The following is a 15,654-nucleotide window of genomic DNA, read 5'->3' on the forward strand; positions in this document are numbered from 1 at the left end:
ATGGCAGCACCCAAGCCCTCCCTTTCAGCCGCGGACCTCGCGCACATCGACGGACAGCTGGCCGCTACGGACCGGCTGCTGGAGCAGAACTACCCCGGTGACGACGGCTCGCGCCAGCCCGTGCACACGGTGTACGTGCCCGCTGACCGTTTCACGCCGTCGCTCGCCGCGGACTGGGGCACCCAGGCAACCGCGACGACGGAGGCTCACGGCGGCTTCGAAAAGCTGGGGCGGCTCCTGGGCCAGGACGAAGGCCATGCCGGCGCGGTGGCCGCCCGCGTGGCGGCCAAGCTGGCTGCCGAGCCGATCGAGGACCTGCGCCTGGACTTCGAAGACGGGTTCGGGGACCGGGGCGACGACGCCGAGGACGCCGCCGCGATCGCCGCCGCCGCAGCTGTTGCCGGCGCGGTCGCGGCCGGGTCCGCTCCCCCGTTCATCGGCATCCGCTTCAAATGCTTTGAGGCCGCCACCCGGGCCCGGGGACTCCGCACCCTGGACCTGTTCGTCTCCGGCCTTGCCGCCGCCGGCGAGCTGCCGGACGGCCTGGTGCTGACCCTGCCGAAGGTGACCACCGTTGCCCAGGTGCTGGCGATGGACTACGCAGTGTCCCGTCTGGAGGAAGTCCACTCGCTGCCCGCGGGGCGGCTTCGGTTCGAAGTCCAGGTGGAAACCCCGCAGCTGATCCTAGGCCCCGGAGGAACCTCGCCGGTGGCGCAGCTGCCGCACGCCGTGCCCGGCCGCATCAGCGGGCTGCACTACGGCACCTACGACTACTCGGCCTCACTGCAGATCTCCGCGGAGTACCAGTCCATGGAGCACCCGGTGGCCGACTTCGCCAAAGAGGTCATGCAGCTGGCCGTGGCCGGTACCGGCATCCGGCTCTCCGACGGGTCCACCAACATCATCCCGGTGGGCGACAACGTGGAGAACGCCTGGCAGCTGCACGGCCGGCTGGTCCGGCGGTCGCTGGAGCGCGGCTACTACCAGGGCTGGGACCTGCACCCGGCCCAGCTGGCCAGCCGGTTCGCCGCCACCTATGCCTTCTACCGCGAGGGCCTGCCCGCCGCGGCGGCCCGGCTGCGCAACTACGTGGAACGCACCGAAGGCGGCGTCATGGACGAGCCCGCCACCGCCCGGGCCCTGGCGGCGTTCGTGCTCCGCGGAGTCCAGTGCGGCGCCGTCGGTGCCGAGGAAGTCCAGGCCCTTGCCGGCGTCGGAATTCCGCAGCTGACCGGCCTGGCACACCCGCGGCTCGCCACCACTTCCAACTCCTAGGCAAAGGATCCCATTCATGGGCAAGTACTACTCCCCCACCGGCGGACTCCCGCCGCAGACCCACCTGACCACCGAGCGTGCCATCGTGACCGAGGCGTACACGGTAATCCCGAAGGGCGTGATGACGGACATCGTCACGTCCAACCTGCCGGGCTTTTCGAACACCCGGTCCTGGATCATCGCCCGCCCCATCTCCGGCTTCGCCACCACGTTCTCCCAGCTGATCGTGGAAATCGGCCCGGGCGGCGGGGCCCCCAAGGCCGAGTTCGAGGCCGGCGTCGAAGGCGTCGTCTTCGTCACCCGCGGCAAAGTCAACCTCACCCTCGACGGCGAACTGCACACGCTGGAGGAAGGCGGCTACGCCTACCTTGCTGCGGGTTCGGAGTGGGGCCTGGAAAACGTTTCGGACGACGTCGTATCCTTCCACTGGATCCGCAAGGCCTACGAACGGCTTGAAGGATACGAGGCAAAGTCCTTCGTCACCAATGAGAAGGACGTGAAGCCAACGTCCATGCCGGATACCGACGACGTCTGGAAGACCACCCGGTTCACGGACTCCAACGACCTCGCCCACGACATGCAGGTGAACATCGTGACGTTCCAGCCCGGCGGCGTGATCCCGTTCCCGGAAACCCACGTCATGGAGCACGGCCTGTACGTCCTGGAGGGCAAGGCCATGTACCTGCTCAACAACGACTGGGTGGAGGTGGAAGCAGGCGACTTCATGTGGCTGCGCGCCTTTTGCCCGCAGGCCTGCTACGCCGGCGGCCCCGGCGAGTTCCGCTACCTGCTGTACAAGGACATGAACCGCCAGGTGAAGCTCACCTAGCGGGCAACCCCGCCGCGTGGGGCGCGTCAGTGGTCCTGGCGCGCCATCAGCCGGCCGATGGCACTTGAGCCAAGGTTATCCAGCAGGTCACGGGGGCCTTCATAGACCTCTACGGCGCCGGCATCGCGCAGTTCCGCCGCATTGATTCCGCCGCAGGTAACGCCGATCGCCGGAATACCCAGCGCAGCCGCCGCCTTCATGTCCCACACGGCGTCACCGACATAGACGGCGTTCGTGGCGCCAATGCCGACGGCTTCCAGGGCCGCCGCGAGGATGTCCGGCGAAGGCTTGCTTTCCTTGGCGTCGTTGGAACTCGTGGCGGCGTCAATGAAGGCGTCCGCGTCGAGCACGGAGCGCATCACCTGCAGGTCCTTTTCCCGGGCCGAGGAGGCAAGGGCAACCGCGAGGCCGTCCGCGTGGCATCGCTCGAGGAGCTCCTTTGCACCTGTGAAGGCACGAAGCGAGGGCCAATGTGAGGCGTACAGGGCGCCGTGGCTGGCCATGATGTCGTCGTCTTCGGAGCGGTCCCGGTCCGGCGGCAGGAGGTTGTCCACCAGGCGGGCGCCGCCCATGCCGACGAAGTGGTGGATGGCGGCCATGGGGACGTCGTATCCGTACTGGCGGAACGCGCCCCACCAGGCGACAGTGTGGATATAGGACGAGTCGATCAGCGTCCCGTCGACGTCGAAGAGAACCCCTTGGCTGGCACTTTTAGGCGGGGAAGCGGTGCCGGGCATCAGCTGACAGCCGCCCGCCGCACGTCAGGCGCTTTCTTTCGTTTCGCCGCGTCCTCCTTGGGGGAGCTGACGGGCCGCACACGTTCGCGAATGACTGACCCCGCACCATCCAGGCTCTTGTCCCTGATGAGGCCCGTGCCCGCGATCTCCCTGGCCATGGCGACGCCCGCGACGGCCGCCCGTTTCGTCGGGAAAGTCACTGAAATGGCCATCAGGTTCCCGCTTCCGTCCATCATCCTGATCCGGTATCCGCCGTCAGGGGCATCCACGAGTTCAAAAAATCCGGCCACAACTATCACTCCTCCGTCAATCACGGCATTGTGCTGGGGAGCACTCCATGAGGTGTTAGTAAGTATACTTATCTATCCTGCGAAGGAGAAGTTCCGGCCCCGGCCCGCGCCGCCTCAGCGCGAGTGCGCCCCTTCCGGCGGAATGGGAGCGTCACTGCGCCGAACCGTATCCTGATGCAGCTCCAGGGCGCTAGTCACAAGGGCGAAGTGGCTGAATGCCTGGGGCGTGTTGCCCAGCTGGCGGCCGGCTTTCACCGCCCATTCCTCACTCAGCAGCCCCACATCATTGCGCAGTTCCAGCAGCCGTTCGAACAGTTCCCGTGACTCCTCGTGACGTCCGGCGCCCAAGAGGGCCTCCACCAGCCAAAACGAACAAGCCAGGAAGACGCCCTCATCCCCCGGCAGGCCGTCGTCGCTCTGTTCCGGCCGGTACCGCAGCACGAACCCCTCCTGGGTCAGCTCCCGCTGGATCGCCTCGATGGTCCCCACCACCTTGGGATCATCCGGGGGCAGGAAGCCCACCCTGGGAATCAACAGCAGGCTGGCGTCCAGCTCAGGGCGGCCGTAGGACTGGACGAATGTATTGCGCTCCGCGTCGTAGCCGTTGGCCAGGATGTCCTGCCGGATCCGGTCCCGCAAGGCCTCCCAACGCTCCACCGGTCCCGGCAGCCCGGACTCCCGTACACCCTTCACCATCCGGTCTGCGGCCACCCATGCCATGACCTTGGAGTGCGTGAAGTGCCGCCGGGGCCCCCGCATTTCCCAGAGCCCGTTGTCCGGCTGGTCCCAGATGGTCTCCAGGTGTTCCATCAGGGCAATCTGGACGTCCCAGGCCTCATCCGTATGCTTGAGCAGTGAATTCCGGGTCAGCGCCAGGCAGTCGAGGACCTCACCCCACACATCGAGCTGGAATTGCTCGGCCGCCGCATTGCCGATCCGCACCGGCGCCGAGTTCTCGTAGCCTTTCAGCCAGGGCAGTTCCATCTCCGGCAGCCTCCGCTCGCCGTGGATCCCGTACATGATCTGCAGGTCCGCAGGGTCTCCCGCCACGGCACGGAGCAGCCAGTCCCGCCAGGCGGCGGCCTCGGCCTTGTACCCGGCTGCCAGCAGCGCCTGCAGCGTCATGGTGGCATCCCGCAGCCAGCAATAGCGGTAGTCCCAGTTGCGTTGCCCGCCCGGCTGTTCGGGCAGTGATGTGGTGACAGCAGCGACGATTCCACCGGTGGGGGCGTAGGTGAGGGCCTTGAGCGTTACGAGGGAGCGCACCACGGCATCCTGGTACTTTCCTTCGACCGTACATTGGGATGACCAGCCCTGCCAGAACTCGAACGTACTGTGCAGGACTTTCTCCGCCTCGACCGAAACCGGCCGGCCCACGTGGCTGGGGGCCCAGGTCAGCACGAACGGCACTTTCTCGCCGGCATTGACGGTGAAGTCGCTGACGGTGTGCATGTTCTCGCCGTGCAGGGGTGCGGGAGTAACCAGGTAGACGGCGTCCGGGCCGGCAATGGCGTGCAGTCCCCGTTTGTCCTTGCGCACCCAGGGCACGATATGCCCGTAGTCGAAGCGAAGCACCAACTCGCCGTGCATCTTTACGCTGCCGCTGACGCCCTCGACGATCCGGACGATATCGGCCACGGAATCCCGGGGCGGCATGAAGTCGGTGACGCGCACCGTGCCGTCCGGCGTCTCCCACTCGGTGTCCAGGATCAGGCTGCCGTCGCGGTAGCTGCGGCGGGTACAGGCACCACCGCCTTCCGGAGCCAGCAGCCAGCGTCCGGCGTCCGGCGTGTCCAGCAAGGCATTGAAACACGCAGGGGAATCGAACCGGGGCAGGCAGAGCCAGTCGATCGAGCCTTCCTTGTTGATGAGTGCACCTGTATGAAGGTCGCCAACGACCGCGTAATCCTCAATTCGCGCCATGACCTTACCCTGCCACACAACACTGTAGGAACATCGAAGAATGGCAGTGCACATCGGTACCTCCGGCTGGAGCTACGACCACTGGGAGAACGTCCTGTACCCGCCCGGGCTGCCGGTCCGGGACCGGCTGCAGTGCTACGTCGCCAGGTTCACCACGGTTGAACTGAATGCCAGTTTCTACCGGTGGCCCCGCGACACCACCTTCACCGGCTGGAACAGGCGGCTGCCACCCGGGTTCAACATGTCCGTCAAGGCTCCCCGCGGCCTGACCCATGCCCGCAAGCTGTACGCACCCGAAGTCTGGGTGGAACGCATTGCCCGGTGCTGGCATGAACTGGGGGATAAACGGGCGGTGCTCCTGGTCCAGCTGCCGCCGCAACTGGGCCGGGACGACGCGCGGCTGGAGTATTTCCTTGCCGCGGTTCCGGAATGGATCCGGGTTGCCGTCGAGTTCAGGCACCCCAGCTGGGACTGTCCGGAGGTGTTTTCCGTGTTGGAACGGCACCAGGCGGCCTACTGCATCATGAGCGGCGCCAACCTGCCCTGCATCCTGCGCACCACCGCGCCGTTTACCTACGTCCGGCTGCACGGCCCCGACCACGAGCATTTGTATGGCGGCTCATATTCGGACGCCGACCTGCACTGGTGGGCAGACCGGATCCGCGAATGGGACAGCGGAGGCTTGGACGTCTACGCCTACTTCAACAACGACGGCGGCGGGAACGCCGTGCGTAACGCCGAAACACTGCGGGGATCCTCGGCGCCGGCTGATCCACGGTCCACCCTGTGGCAGAGTGGTGGCATGGACACGGCTCCCCAGCATCCGGCCCGGAAAACAGCACGCAAGCCCACGCAGGCAGTGCTTGCCCAGTACGCGCTCTCGGGGAACCAGGCCTTCCGGCTGGCCCACCGGGTCTCGGACGCGGTCAACAGCCTGCGGATCCGGCTGGCGAAGCGCTGGGATTTCGTGCCGCAGACCATCGCATACCAGGGCTATGGTTCCACCACCCGGGTACGCGTGCTGGGCCGGGTCCTGCTGACGCAAAAGCCGCTGCCGGGAAGCCGTGCGGAGCAGGAAGCGAAAATCGGGAACCAGAACATCCGCGGCTGGCGGGCCTTCACCGGCGTGCCGCTGCAGTTTACCGACGTCGAGATCACCATCGGCGACGTCGTCACCCACATGACAGCGGACCGGGGCGGCCTGATCGACACCGAAGTGGACGTCCGGCTTTCCCCCGGCTGGCACACGGCGGTCCTGCGCGCTGAGGGAACCGAACCGGCAGAAGCGCTGATCCAGGTGATCGCACCGGAGGTGAAGTTCGGAATCGTCTCGGACATCGACGACACCGTCATGGTGACCGCACTGCCCCGGCCCTTCCTGGCGCTGTGGAACACCTTCGTGCTCAGCGAACGGGCACGGATGGCCACTCCGGGCATGGCGGTGCTGCTGGACCGGCTGACCATTGAGCATCCCGACGCCCCCGTCATCTACCTGTCCACAGGCCCCTGGAATGCGGCCCCCACCCTGGGCCGCTTCCTGACCCGCAATATGTACCCCAAGGGCGCGCTGCTTTTGACGGACTGGGGCTTGACCCAAGACCGCTGGTTCCGCAGCGGCCAGGAACACAAGCGGCGGAACCTGGAGCGGCTGGCCCAGGAATTCCCGGACATGCGGTGGCTCCTGATCGGCGACAACGGGCAGCACGACGAAGCCATCTACTCGGCATTCGCCGCAGAAAACGCCGACAAGGTGGCGGCCATCGCCATCCGGCAGCTGTCCGTCAGCGAATCGGTGTTCGCCGGCGGCCACTCGGAGGACGGCGACCACACCTCATCGAGGGTTCCGTGGATCTACTCCCCGGACGGCGCAGGCATCGCCAAGCAGCTGGCCATGCTGGACCTGCTCCGGGGCTGACCCCGAAGCAAGGCCGGCCCCGGACGGTCTATGCGCTCGCACCCAGCGCCGCGCCGTCGTCGGGCGCTTCACTGCCGTCCAGGCCATCCGGACCAACAGCGTGCGCGATGGCGGCATCCGCAGCCCAAGCGAGGTCGCGTTCCTCGATGAGCTCCTGGAACCAGAAGTAGGAGGCTTTGGGCGTCCGCTCCAGCGTTTCGAAGTCCACGTGCAGGAGGCCGAACGGCTGCCTGTACCCGGCGGACCATTCAAAGTTGTCCAGGAACGACCAGACGTAGTAGCCGCGGAGGTCCACCGATTCGGCTTCGCCGCCGGGGGCCGTTGCCTTCAGTGCGGCCTCGAGGTGGTCGGAGATGTACTTAAGCCGGCGCTCGTCCGGAATGAACGTGGTGTTGGTGGACTTGTCCCGGACAATGATGTCCTCGAAGCTCGCCCCGCCCTCGGTAATAATCACCGGAGGCAGGTTGGGGTACCGTTCCGCCATTTCCTTCAAGGCGACCGCCATGTACTCGGGCTTGACCGGCCACCCGTAGGCGGTGATGTCCGCTTCCGGCCATGCCTCGACGTGGAAGGGTGTGGTACCGCCGCCTGCTGCGTTGAGGTCGCTCCCCATCGCCTCCGCCATGCTCGGCGGCACCGCACCGCTGCCCGGCCCCACGGCGACCTTGGTGGGCATGTAGTAGTTCAGCCCATAGAAGTCCAGCGGCTGGGAAATGATCTGCATGTCCTCCTCGGGATGCTCGAAGGAGCTGAAGAACTTGGCCGCCCGGATGAGGTCCGGGTACTTGCCCGTGAGGACCGGGTCCGCGTACAGCCGGTTCTGGCCCAGGTCCATCAGGCCGGCACTGAGCTTGTCCAGCGGGTTGATGGAGTTCGGCACCATGGGAGAGTAGACGTTGGTCATCCCGATCTCCCCCGGCACCCCCGCGGCACGGAGGGCCTGGACCGCCAGGCCGTGGCCGAGCAGCTGATGGTGGACAGTGGGGAACGCGCCCAAGGCCAGCTCCTTGCCTGGCGAATGCACTCCCAGGGAGTAGCCGTTGGCACTTACCGTTGCCGGTTCGTTGATGGTGACCCAGCGGGCCACCCGGTCGCCGAATGCGTCGGCCACGAGGCTGGCATACTCCCCCAGCCTGTAGGCCATGTCCCGGTTCATCCAGCCCCCCGCCTCGTCCAGCTCCAGCGGCGTGTCCCAGTGGTAGATGGTGGCCATGGGCGAAATCCCGTTGGCCAGGAGTTCATCCAGGAGCCGGTCGTAGAACGCCAGGCCGGCCCGGTTTACCGGGCCGGTTCCGCCAGGCTGGATGCGCGGCCAGGAGAGGGAGAACCGGTACGAGTCCACGCCAAGCTGCTTCAGCAGGGCAACGTCCTGCGGCATCCGGTGGTAATGGTCGGTAGCGACGGCCGGGCTGTGGTCCCCCACGATCGCCCCCGGCTTGGCGGCAAACACCTCCCAGCCCGACTTGCCGCGGCCGTCTTCGTCGAGCGCCCCTTCAATCTGGAATGCTGCGGTGGCGACGCCAAGCGTGAACCCCGGAGGGATAATTGCTGCGAGGTCCTTGGCGGATTTGTGCATGGAGGCCAGCCTTTGTTGCGGTGGTTCGGGTACGTCTCAGGATTACACAGCAGGGACCGGCTGACGAGCAGCAACTCCTTTTGCCGGCATCGTTGGTTACTGCGAGCCGAAGAGGAACTCCTTGGCGTGCGCCACCGCCTTGCGGAAGGCGTCATTGCGCAGGGTCACCAGATGCTCCGTGTCGCCGTCGGACGGTTCCAGGTAACCGGTGTAGCCCGGCCGCAGGACCCAGATATCGCCGGCAGGGGGCAGGTAGAACACACCGAAGGACCTCTGCTGCGCCTCATCGGCCGTCCAGATCGGGACCACCGCCAAGGCAGCGCCGGTGGACGGGTTGATCCACTGCGCCCGCGGCATGGGCTGCTCGTGTGCCTCGGGGTCCAGGAACGGCGCCGTTCCCTCGCCCCACCGCTGCTCAAAGCGCTCATGGAATGCAGGAATCAGGGGTGAATCGTAGCGCCGCCACTCACTCATGGGGTGTTCCGCCTCCTTGGATGGATTCGCCTGTGCCGGCCCTTGGCCGCCGGCGTCCCAGCCCGGAGGCAAGGGCGCCGGCGCAGGGCCATGGTCCTAGGCGTCGATCTGCTGCATACCGCCCTGTTGGGTCTGGATTTCGATCTTGCGCGGCTTGGCCTGCTGGGCCACGGGGATCCGCAGGGTGAGGACGCCCTGGTCGTAGGCGGCCTTGATCCTCTCGGTGTCAAGGGTGTCGCCCAGGATCAGCTGGCGGCTGAACACGCCGCGGGGACGTTCGGACGCCACCAGTTCCACGTTGGGCTGCGTGGGGTCCCGGCGCTCGGCCCGCACCGTCAGGACGTTCCGCTCCACATTCAGGTCCACGGAGTCCACGTCCACGCCGGGAAGGTCGAACGCCACCACGAATTCGCCGTCTTCCTGCCAGGCGTCCATCGGCATGGCTGCCGGGCGGGCGGCGGTTCCCAAAACCTGCTGCGCGAGCCGGTCCAGCTCACGGAACGGGTCCGTACGCATCAACATCATTTCCCACTCCTTCAGCGTCAAGGTGTTGGATATCCGGCCACCCACCACCCATCAATCTATGGTGGTGAATGTAGATTTTTTATAGCACCAGTGGGAAACTTGGGCAAGACCCTATTCGGCGGAATTTTTGGGAGAACCCATGGCGGACCCTACAGCCGGCGGCGCCCGCGGCCCACGCGCCCTGTTCGCGATCTCGGTTGCGGCGGAATTGACGGGCACGGGGCAGCAAAACATCAGGCTTTACGAGGCCAAGGGGCTGTTGACGCCCGCCCGGACCGCAGGCGGCACGCGTCAATACAGCGAGGCGGACATCGCCGTGCTGCTCCGCATCGGCGAGCTCCTCCAGGAGGGCCTGAACCTCGCCGGTGTTGCCAAAGTCCTGGAACTGGAGGCAGCCAACCTTAAGCTGCACCGGGCGCTGAAGCGGGCGCGGTCCGGGCCCTAGCGGGACAGGGACTGAACCGGTCCTGCTCGCCGGTTCACTCCTGCGGTGACTCCGCTTTAGACAACTCCCCGGTGACAGGTTCGCCTTCGATCCTGGCCGTCCGCCAGGTATCGAGGGCGATGACTCCGCCGAGGATTACCAGCGAGAGGGAGAACGACGCCAAGGTGTCAGTGGGCCAGTGATAGCCCAGGTACAGGCGGCTCGCGATCGCCAGGACAATTCCGATTCCGGCGCCAATGAATCCGAAGACGGCGGCCCGCCGGCTCCGGCGCCGGGAGACGATCAGGTACACGCCCACCAGCAGGAAGTCGCAGGCACCCAGGACATGCCCAGAGGGGAACGAGAAAGTCTGGTCCGCGCCAAACAACATCTGGTCCACGGGCGGCCGCGAACGCTGCACGATGTGGAGGATAATTTGGGACACGATGACGCCGGCCAGCATCGCGGACGCCAGCAGGATGGGCCGCCAGGCATGTTTGGCCGCGAAGCCCCAGACGAGGATCACCACCAGCACGATGATGGGCAGGGCAATAGGGCCGAAGAACACCGCCAGGAAGATCATGATGGCGGTGACGGTTCCGGAACGCGTGGTCAGCAGCCAGTCATGCACGGGTTCGTCGGCAACTGTCAATCCAGTGGACTGCACCACGCTGACGAGGATGGCGATAAAGAGCGCCAGCCCCACCACCGAGAGGATGACCGACGCCCGGTACAGGCCGCGCCGGTCCGCCACATCCACGTAGCGCTCCTCCACCACGAACTTCTCGTTGAAGGTACGCCACTTGCCGGCGTTGTGTTCCGCGCCCCCGGACCGTACTGATTTCTTTACCAATGTGCTGCCTTGTCCCTGCGCCGTGATAAATGCTTAGGCTGAACACTATCCCGGTGAAGGCCCATTCACTCCATCATGCGGCCGGCAATCGCGGCGGCCGCTGGCACCCGCCGGCGTTAGCCGTTGCCGCCGGCCTCGCCAAGGGGAACTGCTGCGTGGTTCCGCCAACTGTGTTCGGGCTCGAAGCCGAGCAGGCGCCGGGCCTTGTCGATGGAGAGCATGGTTTCGTGCTCGCCCAATTCCTTGGTGATTTGGACGCCGGGAAAGACCTCCGCGGCCAGGCTGGCGCTCGAGCGGCTCATGACGGTGTCTGCGTTGGCGATGATGAAGGCTTCGAAACCCGGCGTCGCATTCTCCAGTGCCCGGGCCACTGCCTGCGCGCCGTCCCTGCCGTCGATGTAGCCCCAAAGGTTCCACTTGCGCAGCGTCGCGTCGTCATCGAAGGAAGGGAACCGCCCATAGTCGGATTCGTCCATGACATTGGAGAACCGCAGCCCGGTGATGCTCAGCTCCGGGTCCCAGCGGGTCAGTTCCACCGCCATCCGTTCCTCCAGGGTCTTCACCAGGGAATAGGTGCTCTCCGGCCGGGGAGGATATTCCTCGTCCACCGGAATGTAGGGCGGGTCGATGTCGAACGGCAGGCCGAGCACGGTCTCGCTGGAGGCGTACACCACCTTCTTGATGCCGGCCCGTCGCGCCGCCTGGAAGACGTTGTAGGTGGAGAGCATGTTGTTCTCGAACGTCGCGGCGTCCGGAAGGATGCCCGGGGCGGGTATGGCACCAAGGTGCACCACGGCATCGAACCCGTCATGGCGGTCATCCACGCCCAGCAGCGCATCCACCACCTGGCCGTAGTTGCGCAGGTCCACCACCAGCAGTCCCGGGCTCCGGGTACCGGCGCGGTCCAGGTTGAGGACCTGGTGGCCGTCGTCGGTGAGCCGGCGCACCACGTGCCGGCCAAGTTTTCCGCTTCCGCCTGTAACCGCAATTCTCATCAGTGTTTCCTTTTGCTCGAGTTCACCATGCTTTGTTCCGGTCAGGATGGCCGTCGCGGTGCTGCCAGGAATTGTTCGACGGCGGCAATCGCCAGCGCGGTAATCTCCCCCGGATCCCCGCTGCCGTTGACGGATACCAGGATTCCCCGGCCCGCGTACACCGAGACTACTTCATGCGTCTGGCGGTGGTAGAGGTCCAACCTGCGGCGGAAGACGTCGATGGTGTCGTCGGTGCGCCCCTGTTCCTGCGCCCGCCGGTGCATGCGCTCTTCCAATTCAGCGTCGGGAGCCTGCAGTTCGATGACTGCATCAAGACCGTGGCCTTGGGCGGCGAGCATATTGTCCAGTTCCGTTGCTTGTGGCGCGGTGCGCGGGTAACCGTCCAGCAGGAAACCGTGACTGACGTCGCCATCAAGGAGCCGGTCCTTCACGAGGGCATTGGTGAGGTGGTCGGGAACGAAATGGCCGCCGTCCAGGTATTCGGCAGCCTGGTTCCCCAGGTCCGTCTTCCGGCTGACGTTGCTGCGGAAGATATCTCCCGTGGACACGGCCGGGATCCCGAAGTGCCGGGCCAGGTGTTCAGCCTGGGTTCCCTTGCCGGAGCCCGGCGGGCCGATGATAAGAAGCCTGGTCATGTTCCTGTCCTCCCCGGCGGGCAGCCTTTGGGTTGGCGCCGCATCCGGTGGCCGGCTCCCGCTTCATTGTGCCGGTTACCCCCTGCGTGGCGCCAGCGTCCCGCTGTGACGGCCCTGCGGACATGACGTTTCGCCTTCCTTGCGGATGTATATACTCTGGTTATCGGTTTAGCAGCGGGCCGTTGGAAAGTTCTTCGATCCAGCGACCATCACCGGTTCCCCGCCTACGTTGCGGGGCGTTTGTGTGTTGCCGGCTCGTTTTGACCTGAGCGAATGGCACCAAGAAACAGTGGCCAGCGAGTCAACAGCTAAACCCGATACCTCCATTACCGAGTACCTGCATGAAATTGTCCTGGACAGCTCCGACGTCGAGGACTTCCTCAACGAGTTGGTGCAGGTCTCCGCACGCAACCTGTCCGAACCCGGCGATGAGATGTTGTGCGCCGTCACCCTGCTCAGGCAGCGGAAGGGCACCACGGTTGCCAGCAGCAGCCATGAAGCGCGGGCCATTGGACGGTTTGAGCACCGGTTCACCGACACACCGGGCATGACGGCAGCAACAGGCCAGGAAACTGTCCACGTCCCGGATCTCACCGCTGAGGGCCGCTGGCCGGACTACTCCTCAGCCGTGCTGGCGGAGGGGATCCGGTCCGTCGCGGCGCTCCCGTTCCGGCTGGAGGGCGACACCAAGGCAGCCTTGCTGCTGTACTCCGGCCGTGCGCACAGTTTCGAGGGCGGGATCCTGACATTCGCCGAGGATTTCGTCAGCCAAACCTCGTTGGCCCTGCGCCTTGCGATCCGCTTTGCGCACTTCAGCGAAACGGCGGCGAACCTGCGCGCCACCCTGGAAACCCGGACCGTCATTGACATGGCGGTGGGGATCATCATGGCCCAGAACCGGTGCAGCCAGCAGGACGCCTTCGACATCCTGAAGACGGCGTCAAGCACCCGCAATTCCAAACTCCACGATGTGGCCGCCGCCGTGGTCCACTCCCTGGGCCAGGGCCCTGCGCGGACACATTACGACGGATAAGGCCAAGGCCCCGAATAACCGGCACGGCGCGGATAGACTGTTGCCAACTTTTTCGCCGGGGGGCTTGGATGGAACAGCAGCGCACCTGCCTTGTCGTTGAGGACAACGACGATATCCGCGGACTGATTTCGGTAGTCCTTTCACGTGCAGGCTTCGTGGTCAAAGCCGTTGGCACCGGAGCGGAGGCCATCGCCGAGGCGTCCGGCCCCGGCATTGCCCTGGTCACCCTGGACCTTGGCCTCCCGGACATGGACGGGCACGTTGTTGCCCGTGCCATCCGCGCCAGGAGCTCCGCCCCGTTGCTGTTCCTGACAGCCCGTTCGGAGGGTGACGACGTGCTGGCCGGCATGGCGTCCGGGGCGGCCGCCTACCTCACCAAGCCTTTCCACCCCCGGGAGCTCGAAGCGCTGGCCGCGAAGCTGTGCCCCATACCCGTGGCACAGGAGCCCCGCACCACCGGCACCTCCCTCTGCTGAGCGGACCGGCAAGGGGAGCCGACAGGCGTCCCGCCGCCGCCCCAGGGTAGGTGGCTGCGCCGGCCCACCTGCCGTCGGCCGGCCAACAGGCAGGCCGCTGACATGCGGGGTGGACGGCATTGTGACACTATATGCGCATGAATGCAGATAAGAACGCTTGCTCGCTGGGAACGGACAGCCAGTACGTGGAGTTGGCCGTGGAGGTCTTCTCGATGCTGGCTGACGCCACGAGGGTACGGATCATCCTTGCCCTGCGCGACGGCGAAATGGCAGTGGGTGCCTTGGCCGAATCGGTAGGCAAATCCCCCGCCGCCGTGTCCCAGCACCTGGCCAAAATGCGGCTTGCCAGGATGGTGTCCACGCGGCAGGACGGGACGCGGGTGCTGTACCGGCTGGAGAACGAACATGCCCGGCAACTGGTGGCCGACGCCATCTTCCAGGCCGAACACGCGCTCGGCGGCGAGCCGGCGCACCACCGCGCACCCGCCCACCACGCACAGAGGAACGCCTCATGACCGGGCCGCACCAGGAATCTCCGCATGCGCACAGCCATCACGACGACGACCACGCCGGCCACCATCACGACCACGACCATGGGCACGATCACGATCACGATCATGACCATGCGCACGACCACGCCGGGCACGGACATGACCACGGCCACCATCACCATTCCGGTTTCAAGGGTTGGCTTTTCGAGCTGTTCGTGCCGCACACCCACGATGCCGCGGATTCCATCGATGACGCCATGGAAGCCAGCACGGAGGGCATCCGGGCCTTGAAGATCAGCATGTTCGTCCTGCTGGCCACCACGCTGTTGCAGTTCCTGGTGGCCCTGTTCAGCAGTTCGGTGGCATTGCTCGCGGACACCATCCATAACTTCTCCGACGCGCTGACCGCGGTGCCGCTGTGGATTGCCTTCATCCTGGGGCGCAGGGCGGCGACCCGCCGGTACACGTACGGGTATGGCCGGGCAGAGGACCTGGCAGGCCTGTTCATCGTGGCTGTGGTGGCCCTTTCGGCCATTGTGGCGGGCTGGCAGTCAGTTGACCGGCTCATCCATCCCCAAACCTTGCAAAACCTGGGGTGGGTAATGGCGGCGGGCCTGATTGGCTTCGCGGGCAACGAGGCGGTGGCAATCTACCGCATCCGGGTGGGGCGCAGGATCGGTTCTGCGGCGCTCGTGGCCGACGGTGTGCACGCCAGGACGGACGGCTTCACGTCCCTGGCGGTGGTGATCGGCGCCGTTGGCGTCATGCTTGGTTTCCCGTTGGCGGACCCGATCGTGGGATTGGTCATTTCCGCCGCCATCATGGTGCTGCTGTGGGGGACGGTCCGCAGCATCGGGCGGCGGCTGATGGACGGCATCGAACCGGAACTGGTGGAGCTCGCCGAGGCCGCCATGGCGGAGACTCCCGGCGTCCTCGCGGTCCGGCAGTTGCAGCTGCGGTGGTCCGGCCACCGGCTGCAGGGGTCCGCCCGCCTGGAACTGGCCGATACCAGGTTGTCGCAGGCGGCGGAGACTCTTGACCGCGCGGAGCACAGGCTCCGGCATGCCCTGCCGAAACTGGACCACATGCTCCTGGCGCCCGAAACCCGGCGCTAGGGGCCAAGCGGACGTGGCCCTGCCGGAGATCTCCGGCACGGCCCCCGAGGGCGGTGTTTAGATGAGCAGGTAGTACCGCGCCCGCCGG

At 66.0% G+C, this 15,654-nt stretch carries 17 protein-coding genes and 1 pseudogene; 9 read left to right on the forward strand and 9 right to left on the reverse strand.

From position 1 onward, the window contains the following. Together ACFVVC_RS21610 and ACFVVC_RS21615 are read left to right on the forward strand one after the other, a co-directional pair. Positions 1–1,275, forward strand: a complete 1,275-nt coding sequence (locus ACFVVC_RS21610; protein WP_387458234.1) for a DUF6986 family protein — start codon at positions 1–3, stop codon at positions 1,273–1,275. A 16-nt stretch (positions 1,276–1,291) separates the two neighbouring features. Further along, entirely contained in the window at positions 1,292–2,104 is an 813-nt protein-coding gene (locus tag ACFVVC_RS21615; protein WP_387458236.1) for a bifunctional allantoicase/(S)-ureidoglycine aminohydrolase, read from the forward strand. 26 nt (positions 2,105–2,130) lie between these two features. Here the strand turns inward: ACFVVC_RS21615 and ACFVVC_RS21620 are convergent, their stop codons facing one another. From ACFVVC_RS21620 to ACFVVC_RS21630, 3 genes are all read right to left on the reverse strand, one after another. Continuing rightward, positions 2,131–2,841 carry an HAD family hydrolase gene (locus tag ACFVVC_RS21620; protein WP_387458239.1) on the reverse strand — a complete coding sequence of 237 codons (711 nt, stop codon included), beginning with the start codon at positions 2,839–2,841 and terminating at the stop codon, positions 2,131–2,133. Beyond that, positions 2,841–3,131 carry a hypothetical protein gene (locus ACFVVC_RS21625; RefSeq protein WP_387458242.1) on the reverse strand — a complete coding sequence of 97 codons (291 nt, stop codon included), beginning with the start codon at positions 3,129–3,131 and terminating at the stop codon, positions 2,841–2,843. Before ACFVVC_RS21625 ends, ACFVVC_RS21620 begins: the two co-directional genes overlap by 1 nt. A 114-nt stretch (positions 3,132–3,245) precedes the next feature. Beyond that, a complete protein-coding gene (locus ACFVVC_RS21630; RefSeq protein WP_387458244.1) occupies positions 3,246–5,054 on the reverse strand; it encodes a glycoside hydrolase family 15 protein in 1,809 nt (602 codons plus the stop codon). A gap of 40 nt (positions 5,055–5,094) precedes the next feature. Between ACFVVC_RS21630 and ACFVVC_RS21635 the strand changes: the two are divergent. Beyond that, a pseudogene (locus tag ACFVVC_RS21635) lies at positions 5,095–5,805 on the forward strand (DUF72 domain-containing protein); the annotation flags it as partial. A gap of 51 nt (positions 5,806–5,856) precedes the next feature. After that, entirely contained in the window at positions 5,857–6,969 is a 1,113-nt protein-coding gene (locus tag ACFVVC_RS21640) for an App1 family protein (protein WP_387458308.1), read from the forward strand. A 28-nt stretch (positions 6,970–6,997) separates the two neighbouring features. Here the strand turns inward: ACFVVC_RS21640 and ACFVVC_RS21645 are convergent, their stop codons facing one another. The 3 genes from ACFVVC_RS21645 to ACFVVC_RS21655 all read right to left on the reverse strand — a co-directional run bounded on the left by ACFVVC_RS21645 (position 6,998) and on the right by ACFVVC_RS21655 (position 9,541). Next, positions 6,998–8,545: a glycoside hydrolase family 1 protein gene (locus ACFVVC_RS21645; RefSeq protein ID WP_387458247.1), complete on the reverse strand. Its 1,548-nt coding sequence runs from the start codon at positions 8,543–8,545 to the stop codon at positions 6,998–7,000. A gap of 96 nt (positions 8,546–8,641) precedes the next feature. Next, entirely contained in the window at positions 8,642–9,019 is a 378-nt protein-coding gene (locus ACFVVC_RS21650; RefSeq protein ID WP_387458250.1) for a hypothetical protein, read from the reverse strand. A gap of 96 nt (positions 9,020–9,115) precedes the next feature. Further along, positions 9,116–9,541: an Hsp20/alpha crystallin family protein gene (locus ACFVVC_RS21655; RefSeq protein WP_387458310.1), complete on the reverse strand. Its 426-nt coding sequence runs from the start codon at positions 9,539–9,541 to the stop codon at positions 9,116–9,118. A 142-nt stretch (positions 9,542–9,683) separates the two neighbouring features. Here ACFVVC_RS21655 and ACFVVC_RS21660 point away from each other — a divergent pair, with 142 nt between their 5' ends. Then, complete coding sequence (locus tag ACFVVC_RS21660; protein ID WP_387458252.1) at positions 9,684–9,989, forward strand: MerR family transcriptional regulator; 306 nt, start codon at positions 9,684–9,686, stop codon at positions 9,987–9,989. A 34-nt stretch (positions 9,990–10,023) separates the two neighbouring features. On the opposite strand, the gene ACFVVC_RS21665 is transcribed toward ACFVVC_RS21660, so the two are convergent. The 3 genes from ACFVVC_RS21665 to ACFVVC_RS21675 all read right to left on the reverse strand — a co-directional run bounded on the left by ACFVVC_RS21665 (position 10,024) and on the right by ACFVVC_RS21675 (position 12,451). Continuing rightward, entirely contained in the window at positions 10,024–10,821 is a 798-nt protein-coding gene (locus ACFVVC_RS21665) for a phosphatase PAP2 family protein (protein WP_387458255.1), read from the reverse strand. Positions 10,822–10,937: 116 nt separating this feature from the next. Then, the gene (locus tag ACFVVC_RS21670; protein WP_387458258.1) at positions 10,938–11,816 is read right to left on the reverse strand and encodes an NAD-dependent epimerase/dehydratase family protein; all 879 of its coding nucleotides are present in this window, start codon (positions 11,814–11,816) and stop codon (positions 10,938–10,940) included. A gap of 41 nt (positions 11,817–11,857) precedes the next feature. Continuing rightward, positions 11,858–12,451, reverse strand: a complete 594-nt coding sequence (locus tag ACFVVC_RS21675) for an adenylate kinase (protein ID WP_387458261.1) — start codon at positions 12,449–12,451, stop codon at positions 11,858–11,860. A 289-nt stretch (positions 12,452–12,740) separates the two neighbouring features. Here ACFVVC_RS21675 and ACFVVC_RS21680 point away from each other — a divergent pair, with 289 nt between their 5' ends. From ACFVVC_RS21680 to ACFVVC_RS21695, 4 genes are all read left to right on the forward strand, one after another. Then, on the forward strand, positions 12,741–13,484 hold the full coding sequence (locus ACFVVC_RS21680; protein WP_387458263.1) for a GAF and ANTAR domain-containing protein: 744 nt from the start codon (positions 12,741–12,743) through the stop codon (positions 13,482–13,484). A 68-nt stretch (positions 13,485–13,552) separates the two neighbouring features. Next, positions 13,553–13,960 (forward strand): response regulator transcription factor, encoded by a 408-nt coding sequence (locus tag ACFVVC_RS21685; RefSeq protein WP_387458266.1) that lies wholly within the window; start codon positions 13,553–13,555, stop codon positions 13,958–13,960. A 137-nt stretch (positions 13,961–14,097) separates the two neighbouring features. Beyond that, positions 14,098–14,475: an ArsR/SmtB family transcription factor gene (locus ACFVVC_RS21690; RefSeq protein ID WP_387458269.1), complete on the forward strand. Its 378-nt coding sequence runs from the start codon at positions 14,098–14,100 to the stop codon at positions 14,473–14,475. Further along, complete coding sequence (locus tag ACFVVC_RS21695; RefSeq protein WP_387458272.1) at positions 14,472–15,566, forward strand: cation diffusion facilitator family transporter; 1,095 nt, start codon at positions 14,472–14,474, stop codon at positions 15,564–15,566. Before ACFVVC_RS21690 ends, ACFVVC_RS21695 begins: the two co-directional genes overlap by 4 nt. Positions 15,567–15,654 lie beyond the last annotated feature (88 nt).

This window comes from Pseudarthrobacter sp. NPDC058196 (genome assembly GCF_042882685.1).
Lineage (GTDB): Bacteria > Actinomycetota > Actinomycetes > Actinomycetales > Micrococcaceae > Arthrobacter.

Excerpts from the sequence above, each read along its gene's own strand:
- ACFVVC_RS21640 (WP_387458308.1), top strand. The coding sequence starts at position 5,857 with ATGGACACGGCTCCCCAGCATCCGGCCCGGAAAACAGCACGCAAGCCC.
- ACFVVC_RS21695 (WP_387458272.1), top strand. The coding sequence starts at position 14,472 with ATGACCGGGCCGCACCAGGAATCTCCGCATGCGCACAGCCATCACGAC.
- ACFVVC_RS21660 (WP_387458252.1), top strand. The coding sequence starts at position 9,684 with ATGGCGGACCCTACAGCCGGCGGCGCCCGCGGCCCACGCGCCCTGTTC.
- ACFVVC_RS21690 (WP_387458269.1), top strand. The coding sequence starts at position 14,098 with ATGAATGCAGATAAGAACGCTTGCTCGCTGGGAACGGACAGCCAGTAC.
- ACFVVC_RS21630 (WP_387458244.1), bottom strand. The coding sequence starts at position 5,054 with ATGGCGCGAATTGAGGATTACGCGGTCGTTGGCGACCTTCATACAGGT.
- ACFVVC_RS21645 (WP_387458247.1), bottom strand. The coding sequence starts at position 8,545 with ATGCACAAATCCGCCAAGGACCTCGCAGCAATTATCCCTCCGGGGTTC.
- ACFVVC_RS21685 (WP_387458266.1), top strand. The coding sequence starts at position 13,553 with ATGGAACAGCAGCGCACCTGCCTTGTCGTTGAGGACAACGACGATATC.
- ACFVVC_RS21670 (WP_387458258.1), bottom strand. The coding sequence starts at position 11,816 with ATGAGAATTGCGGTTACAGGCGGAAGCGGAAAACTTGGCCGGCACGTG.
- ACFVVC_RS21650 (WP_387458250.1), bottom strand. The coding sequence starts at position 9,019 with ATGAGTGAGTGGCGGCGCTACGATTCACCCCTGATTCCTGCATTCCAT.
- ACFVVC_RS21655 (WP_387458310.1), bottom strand. The coding sequence starts at position 9,541 with ATGTTGATGCGTACGGACCCGTTCCGTGAGCTGGACCGGCTCGCGCAG.
- ACFVVC_RS21620 (WP_387458239.1), bottom strand. The coding sequence starts at position 2,841 with ATGCCCGGCACCGCTTCCCCGCCTAAAAGTGCCAGCCAAGGGGTTCTC.
- ACFVVC_RS21675 (WP_387458261.1), bottom strand. The coding sequence starts at position 12,451 with ATGACCAGGCTTCTTATCATCGGCCCGCCGGGCTCCGGCAAGGGAACC.
- ACFVVC_RS21615 (WP_387458236.1), top strand. The coding sequence starts at position 1,292 with ATGGGCAAGTACTACTCCCCCACCGGCGGACTCCCGCCGCAGACCCAC.
- ACFVVC_RS21610 (WP_387458234.1), top strand. The coding sequence starts at position 1 with ATGGCAGCACCCAAGCCCTCCCTTTCAGCCGCGGACCTCGCGCACATC.